Annotated in this window: 29 protein-coding genes; 23 read left to right on the top strand and 6 right to left on the bottom strand. The window is 30.7% G+C overall.

What is annotated here, in order from left to right:
* The 15 genes from NHF50_RS01065 to NHF50_RS00995 all read left to right on the top strand — a co-directional run.
* On the top strand, nucleotides 1–595 hold a 595-nt coding region (locus NHF50_RS01065), incomplete at its 5' end, for a hypothetical protein (RefSeq protein WP_252774752.1).
* A gap of 2 nt (nucleotides 596–597) precedes the next feature.
* Nucleotides 598–1,008 carry a hypothetical protein gene (locus NHF50_RS01060; protein ID WP_252774751.1) on the top strand — a complete coding sequence of 137 codons (411 nt, stop codon included), beginning with the start codon at nucleotides 598–600 and terminating at the stop codon, nucleotides 1,006–1,008.
* Between the two features lie 489 nt (nucleotides 1,009–1,497).
* Nucleotides 1,498–2,403 carry a hypothetical protein gene (locus NHF50_RS01055; protein ID WP_252774750.1) on the top strand — a complete coding sequence of 302 codons (906 nt, stop codon included), beginning with the start codon at nucleotides 1,498–1,500 and terminating at the stop codon, nucleotides 2,401–2,403.
* A gap of 4 nt (nucleotides 2,404–2,407) precedes the next feature.
* A complete protein-coding gene (locus NHF50_RS01050) occupies nucleotides 2,408–2,836 on the top strand; it encodes a hypothetical protein (RefSeq protein ID WP_252774749.1) in 429 nt (142 codons plus the stop codon).
* A gap of 92 nt (nucleotides 2,837–2,928) precedes the next feature.
* Complete coding sequence (locus NHF50_RS01045; RefSeq protein ID WP_252774748.1) at nucleotides 2,929–3,354, top strand: hypothetical protein; 426 nt, start codon at nucleotides 2,929–2,931, stop codon at nucleotides 3,352–3,354.
* A gap of 60 nt (nucleotides 3,355–3,414) precedes the next feature.
* Nucleotides 3,415–4,128 carry a hypothetical protein gene (locus NHF50_RS01040; protein ID WP_252774747.1) on the top strand — a complete coding sequence of 238 codons (714 nt, stop codon included), beginning with the start codon at nucleotides 3,415–3,417 and terminating at the stop codon, nucleotides 4,126–4,128.
* Between the two features lie 13 nt (nucleotides 4,129–4,141).
* Complete coding sequence (locus NHF50_RS01035) at nucleotides 4,142–5,155, top strand: hypothetical protein (RefSeq protein WP_252774746.1); 1,014 nt, start codon at nucleotides 4,142–4,144, stop codon at nucleotides 5,153–5,155.
* Nucleotides 5,064–6,248, top strand: a complete 1,185-nt coding sequence (locus tag NHF50_RS01030; RefSeq protein WP_252774745.1) for a hypothetical protein — start codon at nucleotides 5,064–5,066, stop codon at nucleotides 6,246–6,248. Before NHF50_RS01035 ends, NHF50_RS01030 begins: the two co-directional genes overlap by 92 nt.
* A 251-nt stretch (nucleotides 6,249–6,499) precedes the next feature.
* Nucleotides 6,500–7,114: a hypothetical protein gene (locus NHF50_RS01025; RefSeq protein ID WP_252774744.1), complete on the top strand. Its 615-nt coding sequence runs from the start codon at nucleotides 6,500–6,502 to the stop codon at nucleotides 7,112–7,114.
* Between the two features lie 202 nt (nucleotides 7,115–7,316).
* Nucleotides 7,317–7,964, top strand: a complete 648-nt coding sequence (locus NHF50_RS01020; RefSeq protein ID WP_252774743.1) for a hypothetical protein — start codon at nucleotides 7,317–7,319, stop codon at nucleotides 7,962–7,964.
* A 7-nt stretch (nucleotides 7,965–7,971) separates the two neighbouring features.
* Complete coding sequence (locus tag NHF50_RS01015; RefSeq protein WP_252774742.1) at nucleotides 7,972–8,979, top strand: hypothetical protein; 1,008 nt, start codon at nucleotides 7,972–7,974, stop codon at nucleotides 8,977–8,979.
* Between the two features lie 326 nt (nucleotides 8,980–9,305).
* Complete coding sequence (locus NHF50_RS01010; protein ID WP_252774741.1) at nucleotides 9,306–10,151, top strand: hypothetical protein; 846 nt, start codon at nucleotides 9,306–9,308, stop codon at nucleotides 10,149–10,151.
* Nucleotides 10,152–10,155: 4 nt separating this feature from the next.
* Complete coding sequence (locus NHF50_RS01005) at nucleotides 10,156–10,572, top strand: hypothetical protein (protein ID WP_252774740.1); 417 nt, start codon at nucleotides 10,156–10,158, stop codon at nucleotides 10,570–10,572.
* Nucleotides 10,550–11,152, top strand: a complete 603-nt coding sequence (locus NHF50_RS01000) for a hypothetical protein (protein WP_252774739.1) — start codon at nucleotides 10,550–10,552, stop codon at nucleotides 11,150–11,152. The genes NHF50_RS01005 and NHF50_RS01000 overlap by 23 nt, the downstream gene beginning before the upstream one ends.
* 80 nt (nucleotides 11,153–11,232) lie before the next feature.
* Nucleotides 11,233–11,658, top strand: a complete 426-nt coding sequence (locus tag NHF50_RS00995; RefSeq protein ID WP_252774738.1) for a hypothetical protein — start codon at nucleotides 11,233–11,235, stop codon at nucleotides 11,656–11,658.
* Nucleotides 11,659–11,686: 28 nt separating this feature from the next.
* Here NHF50_RS00995 and NHF50_RS00990 read toward each other — a convergent pair whose 3' ends face one another.
* Entirely contained in the window at nucleotides 11,687–12,208 is a 522-nt protein-coding gene (locus NHF50_RS00990) for a helix-turn-helix transcriptional regulator (protein WP_252774737.1), read from the bottom strand.
* A gap of 478 nt (nucleotides 12,209–12,686) precedes the next feature.
* On the opposite strand from NHF50_RS00990, the gene NHF50_RS00985 reads away from it, so the two are divergent.
* From NHF50_RS00985 to NHF50_RS00950, 8 genes are all read left to right on the top strand, one after another.
* Nucleotides 12,687–13,907 (top strand): LamG domain-containing protein, encoded by a 1,221-nt coding sequence (locus NHF50_RS00985; protein ID WP_252774736.1) that lies wholly within the window; start codon nucleotides 12,687–12,689, stop codon nucleotides 13,905–13,907.
* Nucleotides 13,908–13,909: 2 nt separating this feature from the next.
* Nucleotides 13,910–14,965, top strand: coding sequence for a gliding motility-associated C-terminal domain-containing protein (locus NHF50_RS00980; RefSeq protein ID WP_252774735.1), 1,056 nt, complete (start codon nucleotides 13,910–13,912; stop codon nucleotides 14,963–14,965).
* Nucleotides 14,966–14,977: 12 nt separating this feature from the next.
* Nucleotides 14,978–15,853: a type IX secretion system membrane protein PorP/SprF gene (locus NHF50_RS00975; protein WP_252774734.1), complete on the top strand. Its 876-nt coding sequence runs from the start codon at nucleotides 14,978–14,980 to the stop codon at nucleotides 15,851–15,853.
* Between the two features lie 309 nt (nucleotides 15,854–16,162).
* Complete coding sequence (locus tag NHF50_RS00970; RefSeq protein ID WP_252774733.1) at nucleotides 16,163–16,768, top strand: CpXC domain-containing protein; 606 nt, start codon at nucleotides 16,163–16,165, stop codon at nucleotides 16,766–16,768.
* A 14-nt stretch (nucleotides 16,769–16,782) separates the two neighbouring features.
* Nucleotides 16,783–17,418, top strand: a complete 636-nt coding sequence (locus tag NHF50_RS15775) for a cyclic-phosphate processing receiver domain-containing protein (protein WP_308219290.1) — start codon at nucleotides 16,783–16,785, stop codon at nucleotides 17,416–17,418.
* Nucleotides 17,419–17,600: 182 nt separating this feature from the next.
* Nucleotides 17,601–17,744 carry an alpha-amylase gene (locus tag NHF50_RS00960; protein ID WP_109567942.1) on the top strand — a complete coding sequence of 48 codons (144 nt, stop codon included), beginning with the start codon at nucleotides 17,601–17,603 and terminating at the stop codon, nucleotides 17,742–17,744.
* A 55-nt stretch (nucleotides 17,745–17,799) separates the two neighbouring features.
* Entirely contained in the window at nucleotides 17,800–18,621 is an 822-nt protein-coding gene (locus NHF50_RS00955; protein WP_252774732.1) for a hypothetical protein, read from the top strand.
* 283 nt (nucleotides 18,622–18,904) lie between these two features.
* Nucleotides 18,905–19,378: a hypothetical protein gene (locus NHF50_RS00950; RefSeq protein ID WP_252774731.1), complete on the top strand. Its 474-nt coding sequence runs from the start codon at nucleotides 18,905–18,907 to the stop codon at nucleotides 19,376–19,378.
* 61 nt (nucleotides 19,379–19,439) lie between these two features.
* On the opposite strand, the gene NHF50_RS00945 is transcribed toward NHF50_RS00950, so the two are convergent.
* Genes NHF50_RS00945 through NHF50_RS00925 form a run of 5 tightly spaced genes read right to left on the bottom strand, consistent with a single transcriptional unit; the run spans nucleotide 19,440 to nucleotide 22,635 of the window.
* Nucleotides 19,440–19,781: a hypothetical protein gene (locus NHF50_RS00945; protein ID WP_252774730.1), complete on the bottom strand. Its 342-nt coding sequence runs from the start codon at nucleotides 19,779–19,781 to the stop codon at nucleotides 19,440–19,442.
* Between the two features lie 49 nt (nucleotides 19,782–19,830).
* The gene (locus NHF50_RS00940) at nucleotides 19,831–20,160 is read right to left on the bottom strand and encodes a hypothetical protein (RefSeq protein WP_252774729.1); all 330 of its coding nucleotides are present in this window, start codon (nucleotides 20,158–20,160) and stop codon (nucleotides 19,831–19,833) included.
* 3 nt (nucleotides 20,161–20,163) lie between these two features.
* Nucleotides 20,164–20,616, bottom strand: a complete 453-nt coding sequence (locus NHF50_RS00935) for a hypothetical protein (protein WP_252774728.1) — start codon at nucleotides 20,614–20,616, stop codon at nucleotides 20,164–20,166.
* A 19-nt stretch (nucleotides 20,617–20,635) separates the two neighbouring features.
* On the bottom strand, nucleotides 20,636–21,058 hold the full coding sequence (locus NHF50_RS00930; RefSeq protein ID WP_252774727.1) for a hypothetical protein: 423 nt from the start codon (nucleotides 21,056–21,058) through the stop codon (nucleotides 20,636–20,638).
* Between the two features lie 50 nt (nucleotides 21,059–21,108).
* Entirely contained in the window at nucleotides 21,109–22,635 is a 1,527-nt protein-coding gene (locus tag NHF50_RS00925) for a reverse transcriptase domain-containing protein (protein WP_252774726.1), read from the bottom strand.
* Between the last annotated feature and the right edge of the window lie 262 nt (nucleotides 22,636–22,897).

Genomic DNA, 22,897 nt, shown 5'->3' with positions numbered 1-22,897 from the left:
CGACCCGGACGGAAGAGCTCCTTTAGATTATTTTGATAAAGAAACAGGTAAATATTTAGGTAAAGGTGGAACAGATGAAATTAGGTTTATAGATAAAAAAGATTGGGACAAAGGAAACCTTAAAAATTATACTACAAGCGGAAAAGATATAAGTAATAAAGCAGCTGAAAAGGTTGTAATGCATTATGCCCAATTTACTGATAAAAAAGTTTCAGAACCATTTAAAGTATCTATTAATAGTAATTTTAAGCAAGTAACTTCGTTCAACTCTGAAACAGGAGAAATAACTTATCATTTTCATAAACCTGCTTTTGGAGATTTTATAAAAAATAGATATGACATGATTAATATGTGGGAACATGAAGGTTTTCAGCACGGTAATGATCATATAAAATTATGGAACACAGAGAAGAGAAAATATTCCTATGCACAAGATGGTAATAATTTTGAAGTAAATGCTGTCTCACATCAAATTCAATCCTCAAGTTGGTCTAAAACAAGTATAGAATTTAAAAAATACTTGAGCTTTCAATATGGGGGTTTACTACCACCGAGCGTTTACAATAGATATTTTAAAGATATTTTAAAGAAATAGTTATGAAAGTAATAACGATTATTTTATTCAGTGTCTTTCTTTCATTTGTAAGTTGTAAGTCATTAAATAACTGCATTTTAAATATGCAATTTGAAAGAGAGTTAGATGGTCCCGGACCAGATTTGTTAACGTTTCAACTAATGAGTGAAAATGAAGATTTAGATAATATTTCTGATGAAATAGAAGTTGTAGAAATAAATTTTGACGAAAAAAGGATGTTCAAAAGTTCTGCTTTTAGTTTATTAAAAATTGAAAAAGGAAATTATGAACTGAAATTAAGCTCTCCTTTTTTTACTTTGTCAGGTTATAATGATGATGATGAAATTTATAAAATTTACAATGAAAGTGATAGATTAATAATTAGATTAATTTTAAATGAAAATGATATTATTGAATTTAAAAAATGTGATTAATCTAAAATATTTTACTTACAATCCAATAAAAGAATTTGATGGTTCGGGCTTCGAAAAGGGTAGAAGTAATCAGCCAACTAGTACTCCTAAATTTGAAGAAGTATTTATACTATAACGTTCAAAGAAAAATTATGGCACGAGCAGATAGAGAAAGCAAAGAAAAACAATAATGAAAGTCAGATTTAAAGTTGATAAATATAATTTAGTACCATTTATTATAATACTATCTTATTATACTTTGAAAAATAGTAATTATTTAAAAAAAATAATTTTAAATCTATTTGGAGATAATAAAGCTCTGTATAATATTTTAATAATTTCAATTTTAATTTCAATTTCAACATCTATAGTGAGTCTGTTGTTGAAATTTAACAAACAAAAAAAATTAGATGTAATAGCTTTGATAACATTAATTGCTTCTATTATATTGTTTTATTTATGGATTTTCTAATAAAAGTAAGTTTTTGAAAAAATAAGTTTAGTATTTCATTGAGTAAAGGAAAATATTTAGAGTTTCACGACTTAGACAGCATTGTAACCATTGGTTCCGTACGATTTAATGTGTACAAGAATCAAATAGTTGGTCATATTGTTCAAGATACTCTTAACCCTGATGCGCAACCTATAGGAGATGTAACCGGAAGATGGATGTCACCAGACCCTTTGAGCGAGGAGTTTCCGGAATGGTCTCCTTATACAATGGTAATGGACAGCCCCATTAGATTTAATGACCCGACAGGCATGGCAGCAGAATGGACTCCAGATAAAAACGGTAATTTAATTGCTGAAAAAGGAGATAATACAAAAACATTAGCAAAGTATTTAGGAACAACAACTAAAGATGTTTCAAATAGATTTACTTTAACATCTACAGGTAAAAGCTTATCTGAAGATCATGAGTTTACAGAAGGGAGTAAGGTTACTTTAAACAACAACTATTCGAGAGCTCTTGTCAAATCTAATGGAGAAAAAGGATTGACTACTGAAGAAATTACTAATGAAGGGTTGGGGCTTGGCGATTCTTATTCAAGAAGCAATAAAAAAACAGATTCTTATAACTGTACAGATGGGGCAACTTGTGGTGTTCTTGGAGTTGAAATAACTCCACAAAATGCTGACTTATATGGTAAAGGAGACATTCTATCTTTTGATAGCTTTTTAAATAATAGAAATCAATTTGATAAAGTATCACAAAATGATGCTGTCTTTGGCAAAACCATATACCAATTTGGATATGACCATGCAGCCGTTTATTATGGCACAAGTAAAGATGGAACTGTTTATGTTTTTAGTAAAAATGGTGAATACGTTAAGCCACAAATTACAACTTTAAAGTCTGTTGAAAGTTTATATGGAAATCATACTGGAATTTATAACTACAACCCTAAACAATAATTTTATGAAAATTAAACAGACCTATTTAATTTTATTTTTCTCTCTAATTTTCTTTTCATGCACGAATAAAGAAAAACCAGTTTTATTTTTTGAAACACCTGATTTAGAAAAATTTTCAGATACGTTTACTATATGTGAAACTTCTGAAGGGGTTGAAATTTATATAAATAATGATTTTAAAGATAAAATTTCCAACCAAAAAATTAAAAATTTTTCAATTAAATATAAGAATAAAGAAATAGTTATATCTCTGTTTAATATTCTTCATAGCTCAAATAAAGATAAACCACATCAATCTCCTACAACACCTAAAGGAAGCATTTCAGTGTTTAATGATAATGGGAAGTTTTTCATAGATATTAAATCAAAATCAAAATCAGATTTTTACGATTTACTTGCAGACATGAAAATTAGTAATTGTAATAATCAATAATCAAAATTACATATACAAAATGTAGCTTACTTAAACTATAATACAGAGAGCTATAAACATGTCTGAAGTTAAAACAATAAAATATTATAAATATGGTAAGTAAAGTTCGTTTTATTTCGTTTTTATTTTTAATACTGCTTGTAAGTTGTAATGGACAAGATAGTGGACAATTTGAATTCTTTTCTAAAGAAAAGGCTATAGTTATTAATAATTATACTATTTATGTAGATAGATTAGATAATTTACTTTTAATTATTAACAACGATAAAGAAAGAGAATTGGTTTTAAATTCTGAAATAGATTCCTTAAAGTATGTTGGTAATTCTTGTACCTATACAGCCACAAGATGTAAAATTTCAGGAGAAATTGTAAATTCTTTTCATTACATTACCCAAAATGATAAATTAAAGATTTTTCCTTTTGGTAAAAGTAAAAACGGAAAGGAAATAATTTCAATAGGATTAAAAGATAGCTTAAAATGTATAGTCAAGCATAATGTTGTTGATCAACTTAAATAAGTTCAAATTTAATTAATGGTTTTGAATTTTAAAATGAGTTGATGTTGAACTGGTTATCATATGGCAAAGAACTACGATCCTGCATTGGGCAAATGGTTTAGAGACTATATAACATTAAAAAGTGATAGAATGAAGCAACTAATTAAGATATTATGTTTAATTTCTTTGGTTTCCTGTAATTTAAAAGAAGATAAGGTTGAGATTTATTTATTAAAAAGCAGAATGAAAAATGTTAATGGTGTAAGTTTAGATAAAACTCCACAGTATAAACAAGGAGACAGTATCTATTTAAAAAAACTAATGCCTGAAACTACAGTTGATACATCGAAGATGAAATTTATTTTTGCAGGCAAATTTGAATTTAAAGATGATGACATTGAAGCAAAGCCATTTATTACAAATGATGAAATTTTAAAACTTGATACCATAAAAGGTAAAATTGAATTTTCAAATTCAGGAGGTAGAAAATTGTTAGGATTAAAGCCTAATTTAAGAAATGGTACGCAATTTATTATTACTGTAAACAAGAATCCTGTTTTTAGTGGATATGTTTGGAGTCCTTACTCTTCGAATGGTGCTAATTGGTTTTGTATTCAATATGAAGACACGCAAACAGCTAAAGATACAACTCTTAATAATTACAAGTTTTTATTTTATAAAGGATTAGGTACAAGTGACCCAAAGAAAAGAGAAAAAATTGACTTTAAAAAGTATCCTGAACTTTTAGAAGCGTTTAAAGAATCTGATAGATTAAAAGAAGATAAAAATAATTAGAATTAGATTTATTTTGAAAGGTTATTTACTATTTGCTTTTCTCTTAGTTTGTGGAACAGGGTTTTCACAAGACAAACTCTCGAAAGAAGAACAAGAACGAAGAGAAAAAAATATTGAAGCAGGCAATCCGTTTGCCCGATTTGGGTACAAAGCCAAAGTAGCCACATTGAGTAAGGGGAAGTATTTAGAGTTTCACGACTTAGACAGTATTGTAACCATTGGTTCCGTACGATTTAATGTGTACAAAAGTCAAATAGTTGGTCATATTGTTCAAGATACTCTTAACCCTGATGCGCAACCTATAGGAGACGTAACCGGGAGATGGATGTCACCTGACCCATTGAGCGAGGAGTTTCCGGAATGGTCTCCTTATACAATGGTAATGGACAGCCCCATTAGATTTAATGACCCGACAGGCATGGCAGCAGAATGGACACCTGATAAAAATGGTAATTTAATTGCTGAAAAAGGAGATAATACAAAAACATTAGCTAAATATTTGGGGACAACAACTAAAAATATTTCTAATAGGTTTACCTTAACATCTACGGGTAAAAGCTTATCTGAAGATCATGAGTTTACAGAAGGGAGTAAAGTTGTTTTAAATAATACTATGTCAACAGATGTTAAGCAATTTAATGATTCTGGAGTAGTAGAAGGCGAAAGTTGTCATAATTCAATTTACCCCGCAATTAAAGGATTAGAAATTGGAGATGACAACAATGGGCACATGGTTTCAGGCCCTTTAACAGACCCTCCTCAATTAGTTGGTTTAACTCAGAAAGAATTTATGAGTGAATTTACACAAATTGAAGCACCTGATGAAGCTGTTTTTGGAAAGACAGTAGCTGTCTTCGGAGGAGGAGCTCATTCAGCAGTATTCTATGGTCAAGATCAAGAAGGAACAAGATATTATTATTCAAAAAATGGACAAAATGGATCACCAACAATTTCAACAGAATCAGAATTACAACAGCAATATGGAGAAGGGGCTTCTATTAGGTACTTTAATCATACTGATAAGTAGTTTTTTATTAGGTTGTTCTGATAAGAAGAATAGCTCAAATATTTCTAAAAAAATCTTTTTTTCAAGTTTTGATAATGAAATATTAGAATTAAAAATTAATTCTGATGGAGTAGAAAAGAGAGATACTCTAAATATTAGTAATAAATTTACTTTAAATAACTTATCCGATTATAATAATAATATTTTTGAAGGCTATCTAGTTGGCTCATTCAATCCAATATATAATTTTGAAAATGAAAAAATTCTTTTGAATGATACCGGAGTTTTCATATCAAAAAAAGAAGACTCTATCTATTATTACAATATTAAAAAGAAAAAAATATTTTGGTTTAGTTTAAAAGATTTTAAACATGAATATTTAAACTTCAAAGGAGAGTTTTTTTTACCAGCAATTAACCGATTACCATCAAAAAACTTTATTTCCAAGAATCTTAAAAAAGTTGTCTTAATAGAAACTAATGACACTATAAGGCAAAACCTCAATAAGGAATATGTTTTACAAATATATGATTATGAAAAAGATTCCATTTTAAATAAAATACCCAATATAAAGGGTACAGTTATGTCAGGTTTATCAAGTACTGAATCTACACCGTCAGTAATTTGGATAAATGATTTTGAATTTATTTACACATCGAATTCATTAAAAGACAATTTGAATACTTGCTCTTTTATGAAATTTAATATTAAATCTAAATTAACTAAAAAAATAGGAAAACCTATTATTACAAGATTGTCAACTAAAAATGGAAGATTTATAAATGATGAAATCGGAAACATTTTCTATTTAATTAATGGGCAAGTATTTAATATTGATTTAAAGAACAATAACATTTCAAAAGAAATAGAATTTGATAAAGGAAATAGCTTTGTCATTTCCATAAAAGATGGGAAAACAAAAATTTTGCATAAAGGAGAAACCATTAAAGATATTAAAGATGAAAACATATTATTATTAAATGCAAATAATTGTAAATCATCAGAAAACTCTATATTTTTTATTGAGGATAAAACAGGAGATATATGGTTTGAAGACACTAAAAAATGGAAAAAAATAAATTTAGGTAAATTCGACTACTTATTAGGTTTTTAAAAGATGACACAATTGGTAATAACCCAGTGAAGATTTACCCTTTTTACACAGGGTTAAATTTAATAAAGGGATTGCAACAATTGGAGAAGTTCACACTGTTTCATACTACGGGACGAATAATGAAGGTACTATTTATGTTATGTCAAAGGATGGGCTTTTATATAAGCCTGAGGTCAAACCTTTAAATACAGTAATTCAACAAATGAATGATAGAGGTATGAATACAAGTACAATTAAATAGTATACAAAAAATGAAACTAAATAATTTTATAATTTTTATATCCTTTTTTTTGTTCATTTCTTGTGAAAAGAATGAAAACAAAAAAAGCAAAGTAGAAATCTATTTAACAAATAAGAGAATTGAATCATATGAAGGCGTTAAGACAAAAAACTTAAATGATACTTTAAAATATAAAGAATTATTAGACCGATTTAGTCAATTCTCAATAAAGATCGATACAGTTCATAATGATATAATTTTTGCCGGAGCTTTTGATATAAAAAATATGGATTTAGAAGATCATCCTTTAATAAGTGATGATGAAATTTTAAAATTTAATTTTGATACTTCTAAAATTGTTATGAAAAAATCTGCTATTAATAAAATAACAAACTTAAATTGGAAAATGGGAAATAGTTTTGGTAGACAATTTGTATTATGTATTGATAAAAAACCTGTTATCTGTGGTTATTTTTACAATTCGTCCTCCTCTTTTCTTTCAAATACTTATCAGATTTTTATAGATGATTACAAATTAATTAATTCTGAGGTTGAATATAAAATATATTTCGGTAAAGATTTAAAAACTCCTAACTTAAAGAACAGCAACGAATTTTATAAATTAATATCAGAAAGAAACTTATAAAAATTTCACTATAATAATCAGGGACACTGATGATTTGATGAAGTATTCAGCTGTTTATTATGGAACTGATAAGAGTGGAACTCATTATTTTTATTCAAAGAATGGAGCAGATAAACCTGAAATAACTACCTTAGAAGCAATGCAAGCTGCAAATCCTGGGATTGATTATACCTTAAGAAACTAAGAACCAAAAAAATAAAAAATGAGACTAGTTTATTTTATCTTTTTATCTTTTTCATTATTCATTTCATGTAATGATAACAAACAAAATTCAATCGAAATCTATCTTTTAAAAAATAGAAAATTGAATAGTGAAGGGGTACAAATCAACACGATTAAAGATTATAATGAAATGGATACCGTTAAGTTAAAATCATATATTCCTTATACAACATTTGACACCATTAAGAATGATTTTATTTACTCTTCAAAGTTTGAATTTAAAAATGAGGATTTAAACATTGAGCCTTTTATTGATAATAATGAAATAAATTCATTAGATATTAATAATGGAAAGTTGGTTTTAAATAATTCTGGGGCAAGAAAACTCTTTAAATTAAGACCATCTGGAAGAAATGGCGAACAGTTTGTTATTAAAGTCAACGACAGTGCAGTTTTTAGTGGTTATTTTTATAATTCAATATCTTCTTATGGTTCAGATTGGAATTGTATTAATATTGACTTTTCAGAGCTTGTAAAAGACTCTACTAAAACTAATTATAGTTTTGATTTTTTTAAGGGAAACGGAATAGACTTTACTAAAAGAGAAAAAATTGACTTTAAAAAGTATCCAGAACTTTTAGAAGCGTTTAAAGAATCTGATAGATTAAAAGAAGATAAAAATAATTAGATTTATTTTGAAAGGTTATCTACTATTTGCTTTTCTCTTAGTTTGTGGAACAGGATTTTCACAAGACGAACTCTCGAAAGACGAACAAGAAAGAAGGGAAAAAAATATTGAAGCAGGCAATCCGTTTGCCCGATTTGGGTACAAAGACAAAGTAGCTACATTGAGTAAGGGGAAGTATTTAGAGTTTCACGACCTAGACAGCATTGTAACCATTGGTTCCGTACGATTTAATGTGTACAAGAATCAAATAGTTGGTCATATTGTTCAAGATACTCTTAACCCTGATGCGCAACCTATAGGAGATGTAATCGGGAGATGGATGTCGCCAGACCCTTTAAGTGAAGAGTTCCCAGAATGGTCTCCTTACACAATGGTAATGGACAACCCTTTAAGATTTAATGACCCAACAGGTATGGCTGCTGATGATGTGATTACCTTAAACTCAAAAGGAATAGTCACTAAAGTGGAACGAGATGATAGACCAAACATTTTCTTAGATGAAAAAGGGAATACATTAGATATTCATGACGCCGAAGATTTAGATTCACCATTACTTAGTAAAAAATTTGAAATTGGGGACAAAGTTTTTGAAAAAATATCAAATGATGACTTAAATAAAGCGATGGCTGATGCTGGAAGTATTCCTTATGATAAGGATGCTAATTTTTTAGAAAAAGGTTGGTTTAATCTTAAATATGCCAAAGCTTCTTATTATGAATATGATTTTGGACACAGCTATTTAAAGGGAAAGCTTGGAGTTTCAACAGAGCAAATGGGTGAATTATATTATGGGACAGGCTATGTAGATGAAGTACCATTTGTTAAATTCGAATCAAGTAATACCCTTTTTAATTTACCAGATGCAGGAAATTTTATGTGGGGACACAGAGCTTTTTTAAATAACTTGCCTAAAGATATTATGCTTGATGCCGCTAATAAGAATGAAGGGGGGGCAGATACAAATGCAGATACAAGAGCAATTCTATCAGGATACAATTACAAAACAAAAAAGTAAAAATACATGAGAAACTTATTGAAAATAAACAAACTAAATATAATTTCTTTAATTTCTATACTTGTATTTATTTATGTGAAAAATAATAATTATATTAAAAAAATAATATTAAATATTTCTGGAAACAATAAAGCTATCTTTAATATTTTAATAATTTCAATTTTAATTTCAATTTCAACATCTATAGTGAGTCTGTTGTTGAAATTTAACAAACAAAAAAAATTAGATGTAATAGCTTTGATAACATTAATTGCTTCTATTATATTGTTTTATTTATGGATTTTCTAATAAAAGTAAGTTTTTGAAAAAATAAGTTTAGTATTTCATTGAGTAAAGGAAAATATTTAGAGTTTCACGACTTAGACAGCATTGTAACCATTGGTTCCGTACGATTTAATGTGTACAAGAATCAAATAGTTGGTCATATTGTTCAAGATACTCTTAACCCTGATGCGCAACCTATAGGAGATGTAACCGGGAGATGGATGTCACCAGACCCTTTGAGCGAGGAGTTTCCGGAATGGTCTCCTTATACAATGTCATTTGATGATCCGATTAAATTTGTTGACCCGGACGGAAGAGCTCCTTTAGATTATTTTGATAAAGAAACAGGTAAATATTTAGGTAAAGGTGGAACAGATGAAATTAGATTAATATCAAAATCAGACTGGGATAAGGGAAATTTAAATAATTATAGCACTAAAGGAAAGTATTTAAGTGATGTCGCTGCAAAAAATATAGTATCACACTACATTCAGTTTACAGATAAAAAGATAGAGAAAAATGTTGAAGTAAAGATTAACAACAATTTAGATTTATCAGCCAAATACGATGAAAAAGCAGACAAAATTGTATTGAATTTTCCGAAAGAAATTATTGGAGGTACTATTGAAAATAGATATGATATGATAAACATGCATGAGCATGAAACTTTTTCACACGGTAATGACCATGTAAAATTGTGGAAAAATGAACACCGAAAATATGAAAGGTCTAAAGATGGTGTTAGATTTGAACAAAATGCAGTTAATTATCAAGTAAGAACGAGTAGTTGGAACAAAACAAGTTATGAATTTAAAGAAACATTATATAATGCTGGTTATAATAATTATATTTCAATATCAGATCAAAACAAATATTTTATAGATGTTATTAAAAAATTAAGAAAATAAATTTATGAATAGAATGTCAATGTATATTGTGAATATTTTGTTTGCAATGGTTTTTATAGGGTGTAATAGTCAAAACTGTATCAGTAATGTTGACTTTGAAAGACCTAATGACGATTCAACGGCAATGGATTTGATAACCGTTACGTTGAACACTGATATTAATCTAGTACAGAAAGAACTTGATGAAATAAAAAAAATTAAAATTTTTATCAATGAAAAAGATTCTATTGTGAATACTGGTTTTTTTACTGTTGATAGTATTGATAAAAATAGAATTGATGTAAGATTAAGAACATTACTCTTTATGAAAGATAATAATTTTTCTCAAGAAAAATTTAAAGACTTTTTTGTTAAAAATGAAAACTTTAAGGTTGTTTTAGCTTTTGAGAATAAAGAAATTGAATTTAAAAAATGTGATTAATCTAAAATATTTTACTTACAATCCAATAAAAGAATTTGATGGTTCGGGCTTAAATATTTTAATTTTAATAATTAGTCTATGCTTTACAAATTGTAATAAGAAATCAAATAATGATTCAATCTATACTTATTTAAAGCAAGAAAATTGTGATAATTTTTTTTCAAAAAAAATAAAGATTCAAAATTCAGAAGTGTGTTATTTGGATTTTGATTCATCTGATGAAGCTAAAAGAGATTTATCATTATTGAATGAATTCAATCCTAATAATATTGAATTAAATGATGAAAAAAAGATCTACAAGGAAATTGATTTAATTTTTGATACTAATGAAAAAAAAGTAATAAAGTTTAATCTTTTTTATTTAAAAAAAGAAATTAATAAAATAGAGAAAGTTGTTGAATATATTTTTAATGGATATGCTAAATATATTAATAAAAATAGTTTTGATAAATACAAAAAAATATTTGAAAATTTAACCGAAGAACAAAAAGTTGAAATAATTGAAAATAATGATTTACTTATAATGGTAAGTCTAATTTATGAAACTAAAGTTCCGTTAGACTCTCCACCTAATTATTGATTAATACTAGTTTTAAAAATCAAAAGAACCAACTTGGAAAAACTTAAAAAAGAGAGAAAAATAAAAGCTATTTTTATAAAATGAAATTGATTTTAAAAATAGCTTTAAGCGTGCCATTAGTCTTAATGTTCAATTCTTGTAAGTCAAATAAAAATAGACATAAGATTGAGACAAAATATTTAATTACCCGATTAGATTCAATTAATAATTGGTATATAATATACGCTGCAAGAAAAGACAGTTTATATAAGATCATTTCTAAAAAAGCAGTGATCATACCCAAAGCCACAAAAAAGATAGTAAAAGGGAAAAACTATAGTCTTTCTTTGAATTCCCAAAGAGAGAATGCTCCTGTGATCAATGGGATTAAAGTAGCTACGATCAATTATCTGGATGTAAACTGCTATGGTTTTGATAAAGAAACAAAAATATGTATTGAGCCTGAAAAAGGGTATTTTGATTTATATACAACCTCTGATCTAAATGGACTGTATATAGTACGATAAATCGGAATGAAGGTAAGAACAAGAGCACTTATGTGCTATCCTTTTTCCCCTGAATAATATTCTGTAACGTTATCACTGCTTCCAATCTAAGCCGCAAGCGATCAAGTCGTCGGATATTTTCTGTTGCCAGATTGCGTTCCACTTTGTCCCGAATATTCTTTAATAAAGAGGCAGGATCCTTTTTCTGCATTTCTAAAAATCGGATAACGTGCAAAGCAGCCAGATTTTTAGCCCGTTTTTGTTCCGATACCGCTATTTTCTTTTCCAGAAGCAGTTGTTCGTATCTTAGTCTCTCCAACTTTCGCTGTAATACTAATTTTCCATTCTTCCTTTGATCTGTCTGCAATAATTTTTTGGTATTGAAGACATCCTTCTCTTTTTGCCGTTGCAGATAAATAAGAATAGCCGCAAGCTTGTTCTTAGCAGTTAAAGGCAAGTTGCGTTTCCCGCTCACAAACATTGACCATTGACTTCTGCTGATCCCTAAAAGCAAAGCTATCTCATGTTGGGATAACCCTACTATTCCGCTTAAGCTTGATCTATCTTTCATAATTTGACAAATTTTTTGAACAAAATATTTTCATATTTTTACCAAACAAAAATTTTGCCACAAAAGTTATAGCAAAAATGGATAATGTATTTTTTTCCGGACTTTTCAAATTACAATTAACTAAGTACCCTACGTAATATTTGCACGTTCCACGTATGTTTTACCATTCCCGATTATCTTAATCTTGTAGTTGAAATTAAACCCTATTTATGATGAGAAATAGTTTGCGTAGTATCCTGTATGACCTGCCTGTACTGATAAGGCGGCAACACGAAGTTGAGTTAAGAGCAGCCCGTCGACCGGCTCGGGGTGTTTTTTGATCCGTAGGACGACCCGAATAGCAACTCTTTTACGAGAGAACAGCTCCTTTTGACGTCTGACGTTTTTTGAAAAGTAAGACCATTCCACAGATTACCTGATAAGGAATAGTCGTACTTAAATTTTATTATGAGACGAATTGATAAACTTAAAACCAATCATGAAAATTAAAATATTGTTGTATACCCTTGTGTCACTTATGGAGGTAATGGTAGTTGCTCAAACCAAATCCCATCCCGCTATGAGTACTCATGCAACCGCTTCGCAAATCCATGACCGAGCGGAAAATTATAATTTGATAAACTTAGCCTGTCCCGGGAATGTAACGGTGAATAACGATGCGGGGCAATGTCAGGCAAATGTTGTACTTCCGGATTATGATGTTTCGGGTAATGCAATTGCCTTTGACGGAACAAACGATTATCTGTCAGCTACCCTGCCTACAGCATTTGCTGCTATAGGAACGACTGATTTTACAGTAGAGACCTGGGTTAATCCGTCGTCTCACGGAACTTCAAGACGTGTGTTCTTTGCACAATACGATCAATCCAATTTTATGACGATCTTGATCAATTCCTCCGGTGTAGTATATGTTTTTGTACAAAACAATGCTACTGTTTATAGTACAAACACGCAAACAGTAGCTCCCCTAAATCAGTGGACACATATCGCATTTCGCTGGGTGGCTTCCACAAAGGCTATTCAAGTACTGATAAACGGAACACTTGCACCTTCTATTTCAGGAGGTTCAAGTTCATTAGGAACTAACAATCGGATGACGATAGGTAGCCGAAGTGACGGGATGCAGGTTTTTAGCGGAAAAATAGATGAATTCCGGATATGGAACACCTTAAGAAGCAATTCGGAGATCGTAGGTTCAATGACTACCTGTGTGCCTGAAGCAAGTACCGGACTAATTGCCTATTATCGTTTTGATGAAACAAGCGGAAGCCTTACCGCAGCTGATGCAACCGGAAACGGTTATGATAGTACCTTGAATAATATGGACAGTTCGACAGTTTGGGTGAACGGCATTACTACATGCGGAGCCTCAGCGGTAAATGATTATACAGGAACGAACAATGCTTCGGGTACTTATCCTATAGGGAACACAACAGTGAACTGGACCATAGATGACGGACAGGGGAATATAAGTAACTGTACACAGATAGTAACCGTGACCGATGCCGAAGATCCGGTCATTACATGTCCGGCGACTATTACGCTCAATGCAGCTGCTGGTCAATGTACGGCCACAGCATCCATAGGAACGGCTACAGCCACGGATAATTGCGGTAGCCCAACAGTAACCAATGATGCACCGACGGCTTTTCCGCTACGGACGGAGCAGGGAACACGGCAACTTGTACGCAACTGGTAACCGTGACCGATGTCGAAGATCCGGTCATTACATGTCCGGGAGCGATTACGCTCAATACAACTGCAGGTCAATGTACAGCTACAGCATCCATAGGAACCGCTACAGCTACGGATAATTGCGGTAGCCCAACAGTAACCAATGATGCACCGACCGCTTTTCCGATAGGAACCACTACTGTAACCTGGACGGCTACGGACGGAGCAGGGAACACGGCAACTTGTACGCAAGTAGTAACCGTGACTGATGTTGAAAGTCCTGTTGCCATTGCTCAGGATATTACGGTTTCTTTAGATGCTTCCGGCAATGCAACCCTTACACCGGCAATGATCGACAACGGAAGTAGCGATAACTGTACTATTGCTTCTTGGCAACTGGATAGAACTTCTTTTGATTGCTCGGATATAGGGACACCGGTTACTGTAGTTCTGACCGTTACTGACGGTGTGGGCAATAGCGATAGTACTACTGCTTTGGTAACGGTTGAAGACACTATTGATCCGGTAGTGATAACACAAGATATTACCGTACAATTAGACAATTCGGGAAGTGCTTTTATTACGCCTGAAATGATCGATAACGGAAGTTATGATAATTGTGGTATCGTGAGTATGTCTTTGAATACAACTTCTTTTAACTGTCCGGGACTTGACGAAGCTGAAATGGTAACACTAACCCTAACAGATGCAAGCGGTAACAGTAGCCAGGCACATGCAACCGTTAGCTTTACGGGACCGGATAGGGATATGGACCATATAGCTGATCCTTGTGATGCTGAGCAAAACCCTGATATTACCCCTATTTTAGGTTTATCGCCTAATAATGACGGTCAGAACGATACTTGGGTAATTGAAAATATCACCGATTATCCTCAAGCAAAGATTGAAGTTTTTGACAGGAATGGGGTAGCGGTGTTCCATACGGTAAATTATCAAAACGATTGGGACGGCCGTAGAAACGGAACGGGAGACTTAGTACCGGTGGGCTCTTACTTTTACAGTATTGATGTTTTCGGAGATGCTTCCTTATACCTTAAAGGGTGGTTGTATATAAATTACTAATAAATCAATAAAATGAAATTCTATAAATTATTATTTTTAATACTATTGCTTTTAACATCATCATTAAAAGTTTTAGCACAAGCAGAACCGAGTTATTCTCTGTATCGATACAATACCAGTTTTTTTAACCCGTCAGCATTCGGACTTGATGAACGCGCTACGGTCAGAGCCAATTTCAGAAGTCAGTTCATCGGTATTGCAGAAGCACCTGAAACACAAAGCCTGAATTTGTCGGTCCCGGTTAATGACAAGATCAACATTGGCGGAATTGTTATAGCAGACAAAGTGTTCATTGAGCGAACAACTTCTTTGTTCGGTAGTTTTTCTTATGCGTTAAAAATCAGCGAGTCTACGGATGTATTGTTCGGAGTTCAGGCAGGAGGAACATTTGTGAATATTGACTTTGAACGGTTGAATTTACCGGCAGATCCGTTCTTATCTCAGAACACCAATTATTTTAATCCGAACATAGGAGCCGGTTTTTATCTGAAGAACGACAACTATTTTGCGTCACTGTCTGTTCCCAGAATATTTGAAACGGATCGGGTAGCCGATAAGAACGGAATTGCCACGACTGCTAATAATAAAGCACAGCTTTACATAAGCGGTGGTTATAATTTTACGATCAGCGATCAGATAAAGTTCATCCCCTCAACATTGGTTCGCTATTCGAGCGAAGAAACCATTACCGACGTAACGGGAACATTTAACTTTTTTGATGTTCTCGATCTCGGGGCAAATTACAGAATAGACCGCGCTGTAGGAGGCTTATTCAATATTAAGATAAAAAACCGCTTGCAGTTGAGCTATGCTTTTGAATCGAATATTACAAACATAAACAAGTATGAGAACGGAACCCACGAACTGGGAATATGTTTTGAATTTTAAAAATATGTTTTTCTCTTTTCGATAGAAAAAAAGAATAAAGAAAGTAATTACCCCAAAAGGATCGTGCACAGGCTGATTCTTTTGGGGTTGCTTTTTAGGGCTTAAAAGGTGTTGGATAAAAGAGGAGAAGAACGCTCAATACAAAAATCAGATCAGATAAAGTTGAATTTGTACATTTTTACATCGGATAAAGAATGATTGTGTACAAATCCTATTTTTACAATAACAAATTTTCTGTTCTTACAGAAAAGAGGTATATATTTGGCAATAAGAAAAAGGGACACACTATTTTTAAATGGTAAAAACAAGATGAGTTTATTTAAAGTTATACAGGAAAACTGCCCGCATTGTAATGCTATTCAAGAGATCAAATATTATCAGACAGTCAATGTTACACTGGAACCTAACTTAAAAGAAGAGGTTTTAAGCGGGACACTGAATAGTAAAAAGTGTACTAACTGTCGCAAAGAGATCACTATTTTTTCCGGACTGCTCTATCACGATATGGAGAACCGATTAATGTTTGAAGTAAAAGTTTCAGATGAGCAAGATGAGCGGAAAGCAGAAACCCTGAATGAATTTAAGAAAAACGGTTATATATACCGGGAAGTCCATTCTTATCCTGAATTAGTTGAAAAAATTCACATTTTCGACAACAAATTGAACGATCAAGTGGTTGAGAGTGTATCCAATAAACTGAAAGCAATGTTAGATGAATCCCTTAAACAAGTAAAGGAAACGGATATAGAATTTAAAGTCTTTTTTAAAAAAATAGAAAAAGGCCTTTTTAAGAAAAAGTTGGTTTTCTTTTGTTTCTCTCATCCGAGTCAAATGATGGAAATGAAATATGAGATAAAAAATCTCTCAGCAAACGAAAAAAAGGATCTGTATACTATTGACAGCTTAAGAGGCTAAAAATAGCTGTATATATGAAAATAAGATACTGCTGGAGATGTGGAATGGAGGTTCCAATGTTAGAAGGAGAAGAAAGTAAAATAGCATCTCAACTCTATGCTGAAGGGTTTAGAGCCTTAAAAAAAGATAATCAGAACCGATTTAAAAAGTTATTGGATTACTATAACGAGTTGACAGGATTCGAAGAACGAAACCCTAATGCAATTCTTCACCATTTTGCAGATATGTACGGTCCGGTTTGTGAGGTTTGCGGAAAACCATATAGAACTCATCAGGCGACATTTTGTGCAGCTTGCGGAAACAAAAGAAAGATGAAAAAACTCTTTTTAGACGATATTCGAACGATTGATATGATTTATGACCGATCCTTAGAATCGGAATTTGACATAGTCAGAAGTTATAATGAATTTGTGGCTTATATAACCAAAAACGGACTTCCGAACTTTATAAGTTTTGATAATGATCTGGGACTTGATGATGAGAGAAATGTAGCACCTGACGGAGTAGCATGTGCAAAATGGTTGGTTTATCAATCCAAACTTGACTTACGCAATTTAGAGTTTAAAGTACATTCAGCAAATCCGGTAGCATCAGAACAGATCAGAGGACTTTTAAATAATTACATTAAACACTTGAAAACCATTGAATAGAAAAAGGTTTGACGTTGTGATTCGGTAAACCGGAATGCTTCTATTTAGTTGTACCTGATTAAAACAGTATTTGATTTGTAATTGTTTGTTAAATAGTGTTTTATTTATCTAAAAGGGATTGTTTAGCATTTAATTTTAGCATACATTTATCTTTGTAGTATAATTTTTAAAATCGTAATGTTATGAGTACAACAAAAAATCACAATGCAGACAGTCACAATGCTAACAAAGGTACATCAGGGACAAATGAAACGTATCAGGCACAATTAGACAATCGTTCTAATCAATTAAACCCTAACAATCCGGAATATAAGGGTAAAAAATAAAAAGAAAAAAGGAGTTTTTGATTAATTTTATTAAAAACTCCTTTTTTGCATTCGTATGTTTTTAAAACTATATCATTTTATACAGTCCGAAGTAACGTCGCTTTGTAATGATCCGGATTTCCAATTGGAACTCCGACAAATTGCAGGTGAAAATACGGAGCCGATAGGTTCATTAGAAGAGATCGGGAACGCTTCAAATTATGTAGTGATCGATTTTAAGTTTTTATTTAGTTGTGTTGTCACTGAAACATTGTCCGAATTGTTTAAAAGAAATAGTCAGACGGATAAAATTTCAAATTGGGTTATGCAGACAGATCTCAAAAAGGAAGAGTTAGGATATGCCTTAGAGAGATTAGATGTCATAAAAGCAAAAATAGGACGTTATGTTTTCAATAAACTATTTAAGATTAAAAGATCGCAACGTTTAACCAAAGACTTATTGCTCAGGAAAATGGATACTGTTATCAAAGTTTCAAGAGACGAAATTGCAACAGAATTCGGAATTGAAAACAAAACCCTGAATCTATGGATTACTCAAATATATGGTTTTGATAAATACAAAGATAAAGAGATCCGATTTTCAGAATATTTAGATTTATACATAAGGTGTTTTGTTTCTTCTGATGTAACATCATTTAATTTTGAGCACAACAGAAAGCATTTTCAAAATTTGTTCGATAAGAACAACAAGGAAATAAAAAGGGTTTATTCCAAAAAAGAGATTATCGATCTATCTGATTCAGATTATAAAACAGCCAGAGCTCAAGTACTAGATCGCAATAAACTGGAATTCTATGCTACAATGAACATCTTTCCTTATACATTGGCTCAAGAAATTATACAAGGAATGAACGGGAAAAATAGTTTAGAGGAGTGAATGGCTTTTGGATGCAATATTTTACTTTTCTTTATTCATAGGAGGTAAAGAGAGTAGAGGTGTACAAAAGGTATTGTAAACATGACTAAAAAAGACTAAAAATCGGCATTTATAACCTCTTTAAAATCCTCTTTAATAAATCCCTAGTAATTACCTTTGGAACAAATAGGCATCAAATCATCATCGGCTTGGTCAAAAAGAATAAGAGTCTGAAGAATTAGATCTTTTTGATGATAGGGGACTTCCAATCATTGGATTAATTTTACCATTTTAACAGTAAAAAATGAAAGACAAAATAAATAGTTTACCGATATATCAAAAAGCAGAATTCATTTTAAAATTGATCAACAGTCTGCTGGAAGCTATTCCGGAGGAAGATGAGTATTTAAATGCAACAAAATATATGATGCGCGATGATATGGCTATAATTTGCGCTAAAATTGCAGGAGCAGAAGCAGGTGATCTATACAGCATCCGAATGCAAAATGCGGCAATAATCAGAGACTATGTCATGCATTTATATACTCACGTGGGTAGTTTAAGGTTTGACGATAATTTTAAAGAAAAAGAATATGTAACCTTAATCAGAAAAGAAATAGAGGAATTCAGAGAACTCTTTATAGATTGGGTTTCTAATTTTGATAAGAGCAATTACATTTGGGACGAATGGGAGCTATTCAATCCGCCCGGAGCAATACCACCTGATCCAAACGATGATCAAGATCCGATAAATTGGGATGACTTTGAGGAAGATTAGGATAATTTCTATTTTTTAAAGACTTATCCTATCCCAAAAAGTTTCAGTTGCTTTCATAAAATTACTGATTTTCTACAGCATTTTTAAATGGTAACAATACATTTTCAAGATATTCTTTAAAATCACTACTTTCGACTTCAAAAGTATCATTGTAAATTAAAAGTTCTTGAACTTCACGTTGTATTTTGGGATCTAATTTAGAGGTAATGGAATGTAAAACTTCATCTATCTCAGTAATCATTTTACTTTCTAATTGTGGTACAATGTATTGCTTAACTATTTTAGCTTCATTTTCATGACTATATTCAGTTATCATTTTTTCAATAAATGTAGCTTTCAGTTTTTTGTCGTAATTTTTTAGAGTAAGTGAAAACAGAGGGTCAATTTCAATATACTCTTGCAATATTATTTCTATACTGTTTTTAGATTTTTCAGAATCTAGTTTTAAATCTTCAAAATAGAATAGAACTAATTAATTCAAATTGTTTTTCAAGAATTTCAGTTTGTTCTCTATTTGAAATTTCTGACTCACTAATTCCAAGATTTTCTCTCATATATTGAATCTGTAATTCATTTATAGATTCTAATCGTTTTTTGAAATTTAGTTTTTCACTAGCAGCCTTTCTCACTATAAGCAAATGGTATAAAAGCTTATTTAGTTTCTTTTTCTTTTCATCTTTTTCTTTTGCACGCGTTGATTGAATACCAAAATAATAAGCTAAATAAGCAGACAAAAAAAGTGTTATTACACTAATTATAATTGTAATTAAGTTTTGAATCATAATTTATTTAGGCAAACCAATTAGCCATGTTTTTAACTCATTTATTTTCCTTATATCTCTTGCAGTTTGATTTGCAATATCTACTTTAGGAAATTTTTCAATATTGATAAATTTTTGCAACCAGCCTTTTCCATAGTTATAATTATTAAGTATATGTTTTCTTCCTTTTCCTTTTGTTCTACAGGCACAAATTATGATGTCAACAGATTCAATATCTGATGTTCTAAATAAATCATCAATTTTCTTTACTTCTTTTTCATTATCACCAGCACTATTAATCCCTATTTTTAGTTTTCCAATAGTTAAAATACCAAAAGTATCCTTTCTATAATTAGTTATATCCAATCCAATGGTATTTGGTACGGTATAAGTAGTAATGATCCATTCTGCAACTTGATTAATTTTGGTTGTTTTCCCAGTATCAGCCCCTCCTTTTAGAATAAATATTTTTTTCATTGATTTGTTGTTTTAATTTTTATTTATCTATAAACCATGTAATCTTATTAAAATCTTCCAACATCTTTTTATTCGCTTTTGGATTGACCGATTTGATAAAACATAAATGCCCGTATAACCAATCGTGGAAACTGATTGCATTGTATTTTGGAAATTCTTTTTCTCTTCTTTTTAAATGACTATTTACGCCATATTTTCTACAATAAAAGATATGTTCAGCAATTTCTTTTCTATATTTTTTAGAAACATTTACCCCATTTGTTGTGGTTAAACCGGTTACATATTGTTTGCAGCTTTTTTTCATATATTTTGTTTTTTTATCATTGATAAAGAAACCTTCCTCAGTAATTATTTTAGAAATCAATTTTAATGAAGGTAGTTTGCCTTCTTTTTGAATAGAAAAGGTTAAATCGTCTGCATATCTAGAATAACGAAAGTTCATTTTTTTTGCTTCCCCATCTAAAACCAAGTTTCCAATAACTTATTATGCTTTTATTTTGTTAATTTGTGTTCGTGAAATTTCATTAATCTATGAAAGTTTTTCCAAAATTTTCTACTCTGTTTTTTTATTACATCGGTACTATTAATTGAAAACATTGCATCATTAGATTTATAAATGTAACTCATGTAATTACCCCAGTAATATTCTTTTGTTTTAATATATTTTTTTGCATCATCTTTTGAAGGTCGATAAATAAGTTTTCTATTAGCTCCTTTGTAAGTAAATCTTTTATACAATCTAGATTTAAAAATTCTCTTATCAGGATTTTTACTATTTTTGGCTAATGAAGAGGATTTTTTAAATGAACGCTTCATTGCTCTGTAGAATTTTGAAAAGCCAGATGTTTTTATCAATACTCTTTGACCATTGTAAGTAAAACCAAGATATTCTAATGATTTATTATAATTTGGATTTTTTGTTTTTTCATCAATTTCAAACCCTTGAAATGCTCCATCAACATCTTCAAATCTATAAATTCTAGTTTTACTTTCACTAATTTCAAGTTTTGCAAGATTTTCAATTCTATCTCTTATGAATTGAATTATTACATCTTCGTATTCTTGTTTACAAACTATAATTAAGTCATCGCTGTATCTTTGGTAAAATCCATTTATTGAATCAACTTTTTCAAAAACTTCTTGATCAAAATCTAACATATAAATATTTGCCAAAGTTGCACTTATTGGACTACCTTGCGGAATTCCTTTTTTGTTTTGAGCTGAAATTACTAGATTTAAATTGTTTTTTAAGAATTCATCTTTAGTACAATAAGCAACTGCGTTTTTTTCTTTAAAATATTTATTTGAATTAATCTTAATCCGTTTGTATTCTTTTAGAGTTGATGAATTTGGGACACCCTTTTCCACAATCATTGTTCCTTTATAGCTATTAAATAATTGATCAGACTCTACATATCTTAATTTTGTAAGTGCCTTAAAAACATTATAGTGATCTGGAGGTAATGTGTTTTCATTTATAACATTACACCAGTGTCTTTTCAATGTTTTATGATCTAAATTATCAAAAAAAGATGTTACATCTGCTACTATAACGCTTAATTTTTCATGTTTATTTGATTCTATAAATTCAAAAGTTGTTTTTGCGAAATCAACATTGCATTTATTTTTTTCAGAACCTTCTATTATTGGTATTTTTCTATATGCCACTATAGAACTTTCAAATTTTTTGTTTTTTATTAGTTTATTATAAGCTTCACTTAATAAGCTATTATAATATGAAAAAATTAATGAATCGAAATGTGAAGCATAATATATGTTTCTGATTTTTGGCTTACCGATTATCCTTTTTCTTTTACCAGTTGGGTTTCTAATGATTGAATTTTTATCTGCTCGATATTTTCTTTGAACAATACATTTATGTACAAGTGGGAGGAAACTATGTTTTTTAATACATGTTTCATCCTCAATATATTCTTTTACCCAATTGTAATCCTTAATGGTTAATGGTTCGCCAATATGAGGGTATCGTTTCAATTTGTACCATTCGGGTGTTTCCATAATATAAAAAAAATAAGGGTCAGATACTAATAGTAGCAGGTTCAAGACTTACATGCCATTCGAAGCTTTCACCAAGAAATGGTTATTTCAACGCTACTCTTTTCAGGTATAGAAATTGTTATCTTTGTAATTAACAACTTAAACACTTTACAAATGCTTAGAAGAATTAAACCCAGATGCAACTTCAAGAAATCAACAGTTATTAAGCTGTTGGCAACTATTTCTTCACTTCTTACTCTATTTCTAGAGGGAAATTTGGAAA

This window comes from Flavobacterium sp. NRK F10, assembly GCF_024054235.1.
In the GTDB taxonomy this organism is placed as follows: domain Bacteria; phylum Bacteroidota; class Bacteroidia; order Flavobacteriales; family Flavobacteriaceae; genus Flavobacterium; species Flavobacterium sediminis.
The sequence above is the reverse complement of the archived record's forward strand: the minus strand, read 5'-3'. Positions and strand labels throughout refer to the sequence as shown.

What these genes read in the sequence shown, in the direction of transcription:
- NHF50_RS01060 (WP_252774751.1), top strand. Translation starts at nt 598, where the DNA reads ATGAAAGTAATAACGATTATTTTATTCAGTGTCTTTCTTTCATTTGTA.
- NHF50_RS01050 (WP_252774749.1), top strand. Translation starts at nt 2,408, where the DNA reads ATGAAAATTAAACAGACCTATTTAATTTTATTTTTCTCTCTAATTTTC.
- NHF50_RS01045 (WP_252774748.1), top strand. Translation starts at nt 2,929, where the DNA reads ATGGTAAGTAAAGTTCGTTTTATTTCGTTTTTATTTTTAATACTGCTT.
- NHF50_RS01040 (WP_252774747.1), top strand. Translation starts at nt 3,415, where the DNA reads ATGGCAAAGAACTACGATCCTGCATTGGGCAAATGGTTTAGAGACTAT.
- NHF50_RS01030 (WP_252774745.1), top strand. Translation starts at nt 5,064, where the DNA reads ATGGATCACCAACAATTTCAACAGAATCAGAATTACAACAGCAATATG.
- NHF50_RS01025 (WP_252774744.1), top strand. Translation starts at nt 6,500, where the DNA reads ATGAAACTAAATAATTTTATAATTTTTATATCCTTTTTTTTGTTCATT.
- NHF50_RS01020 (WP_252774743.1), top strand. Translation starts at nt 7,317, where the DNA reads ATGAGACTAGTTTATTTTATCTTTTTATCTTTTTCATTATTCATTTCA.
- NHF50_RS01005 (WP_252774740.1), top strand. Translation starts at nt 10,156, where the DNA reads ATGAATAGAATGTCAATGTATATTGTGAATATTTTGTTTGCAATGGTT.
- NHF50_RS00995 (WP_252774738.1), top strand. Translation starts at nt 11,233, where the DNA reads ATGAAATTGATTTTAAAAATAGCTTTAAGCGTGCCATTAGTCTTAATG.
- NHF50_RS00990 (WP_252774737.1), bottom strand. Translation starts at nt 12,208, where the DNA reads ATGAAAGATAGATCAAGCTTAAGCGGAATAGTAGGGTTATCCCAACAT.
- NHF50_RS00985 (WP_252774736.1), top strand. Translation starts at nt 12,687, where the DNA reads ATGAAAATTAAAATATTGTTGTATACCCTTGTGTCACTTATGGAGGTA.
- NHF50_RS00975 (WP_252774734.1), top strand. Translation starts at nt 14,978, where the DNA reads ATGAAATTCTATAAATTATTATTTTTAATACTATTGCTTTTAACATCA.
- NHF50_RS00970 (WP_252774733.1), top strand. Translation starts at nt 16,163, where the DNA reads ATGAGTTTATTTAAAGTTATACAGGAAAACTGCCCGCATTGTAATGCT.
- NHF50_RS15775 (WP_308219290.1), top strand. Translation starts at nt 16,783, where the DNA reads ATGAAAATAAGATACTGCTGGAGATGTGGAATGGAGGTTCCAATGTTA.
- NHF50_RS00960 (WP_109567942.1), top strand. Translation starts at nt 17,601, where the DNA reads ATGAGTACAACAAAAAATCACAATGCAGACAGTCACAATGCTAACAAA.
- NHF50_RS00955 (WP_252774732.1), top strand. Translation starts at nt 17,800, where the DNA reads ATGTTTTTAAAACTATATCATTTTATACAGTCCGAAGTAACGTCGCTT.
- NHF50_RS00950 (WP_252774731.1), top strand. Translation starts at nt 18,905, where the DNA reads ATGAAAGACAAAATAAATAGTTTACCGATATATCAAAAAGCAGAATTC.
- NHF50_RS00940 (WP_252774729.1), bottom strand. Translation starts at nt 20,160, where the DNA reads ATGATTCAAAACTTAATTACAATTATAATTAGTGTAATAACACTTTTT.
- NHF50_RS00935 (WP_252774728.1), bottom strand. Translation starts at nt 20,616, where the DNA reads ATGAAAAAAATATTTATTCTAAAAGGAGGGGCTGATACTGGGAAAACA.
- NHF50_RS00930 (WP_252774727.1), bottom strand. Translation starts at nt 21,058, where the DNA reads ATGAACTTTCGTTATTCTAGATATGCAGACGATTTAACCTTTTCTATT.
- NHF50_RS00925 (WP_252774726.1), bottom strand. Translation starts at nt 22,635, where the DNA reads ATGGAAACACCCGAATGGTACAAATTGAAACGATACCCTCATATTGGC.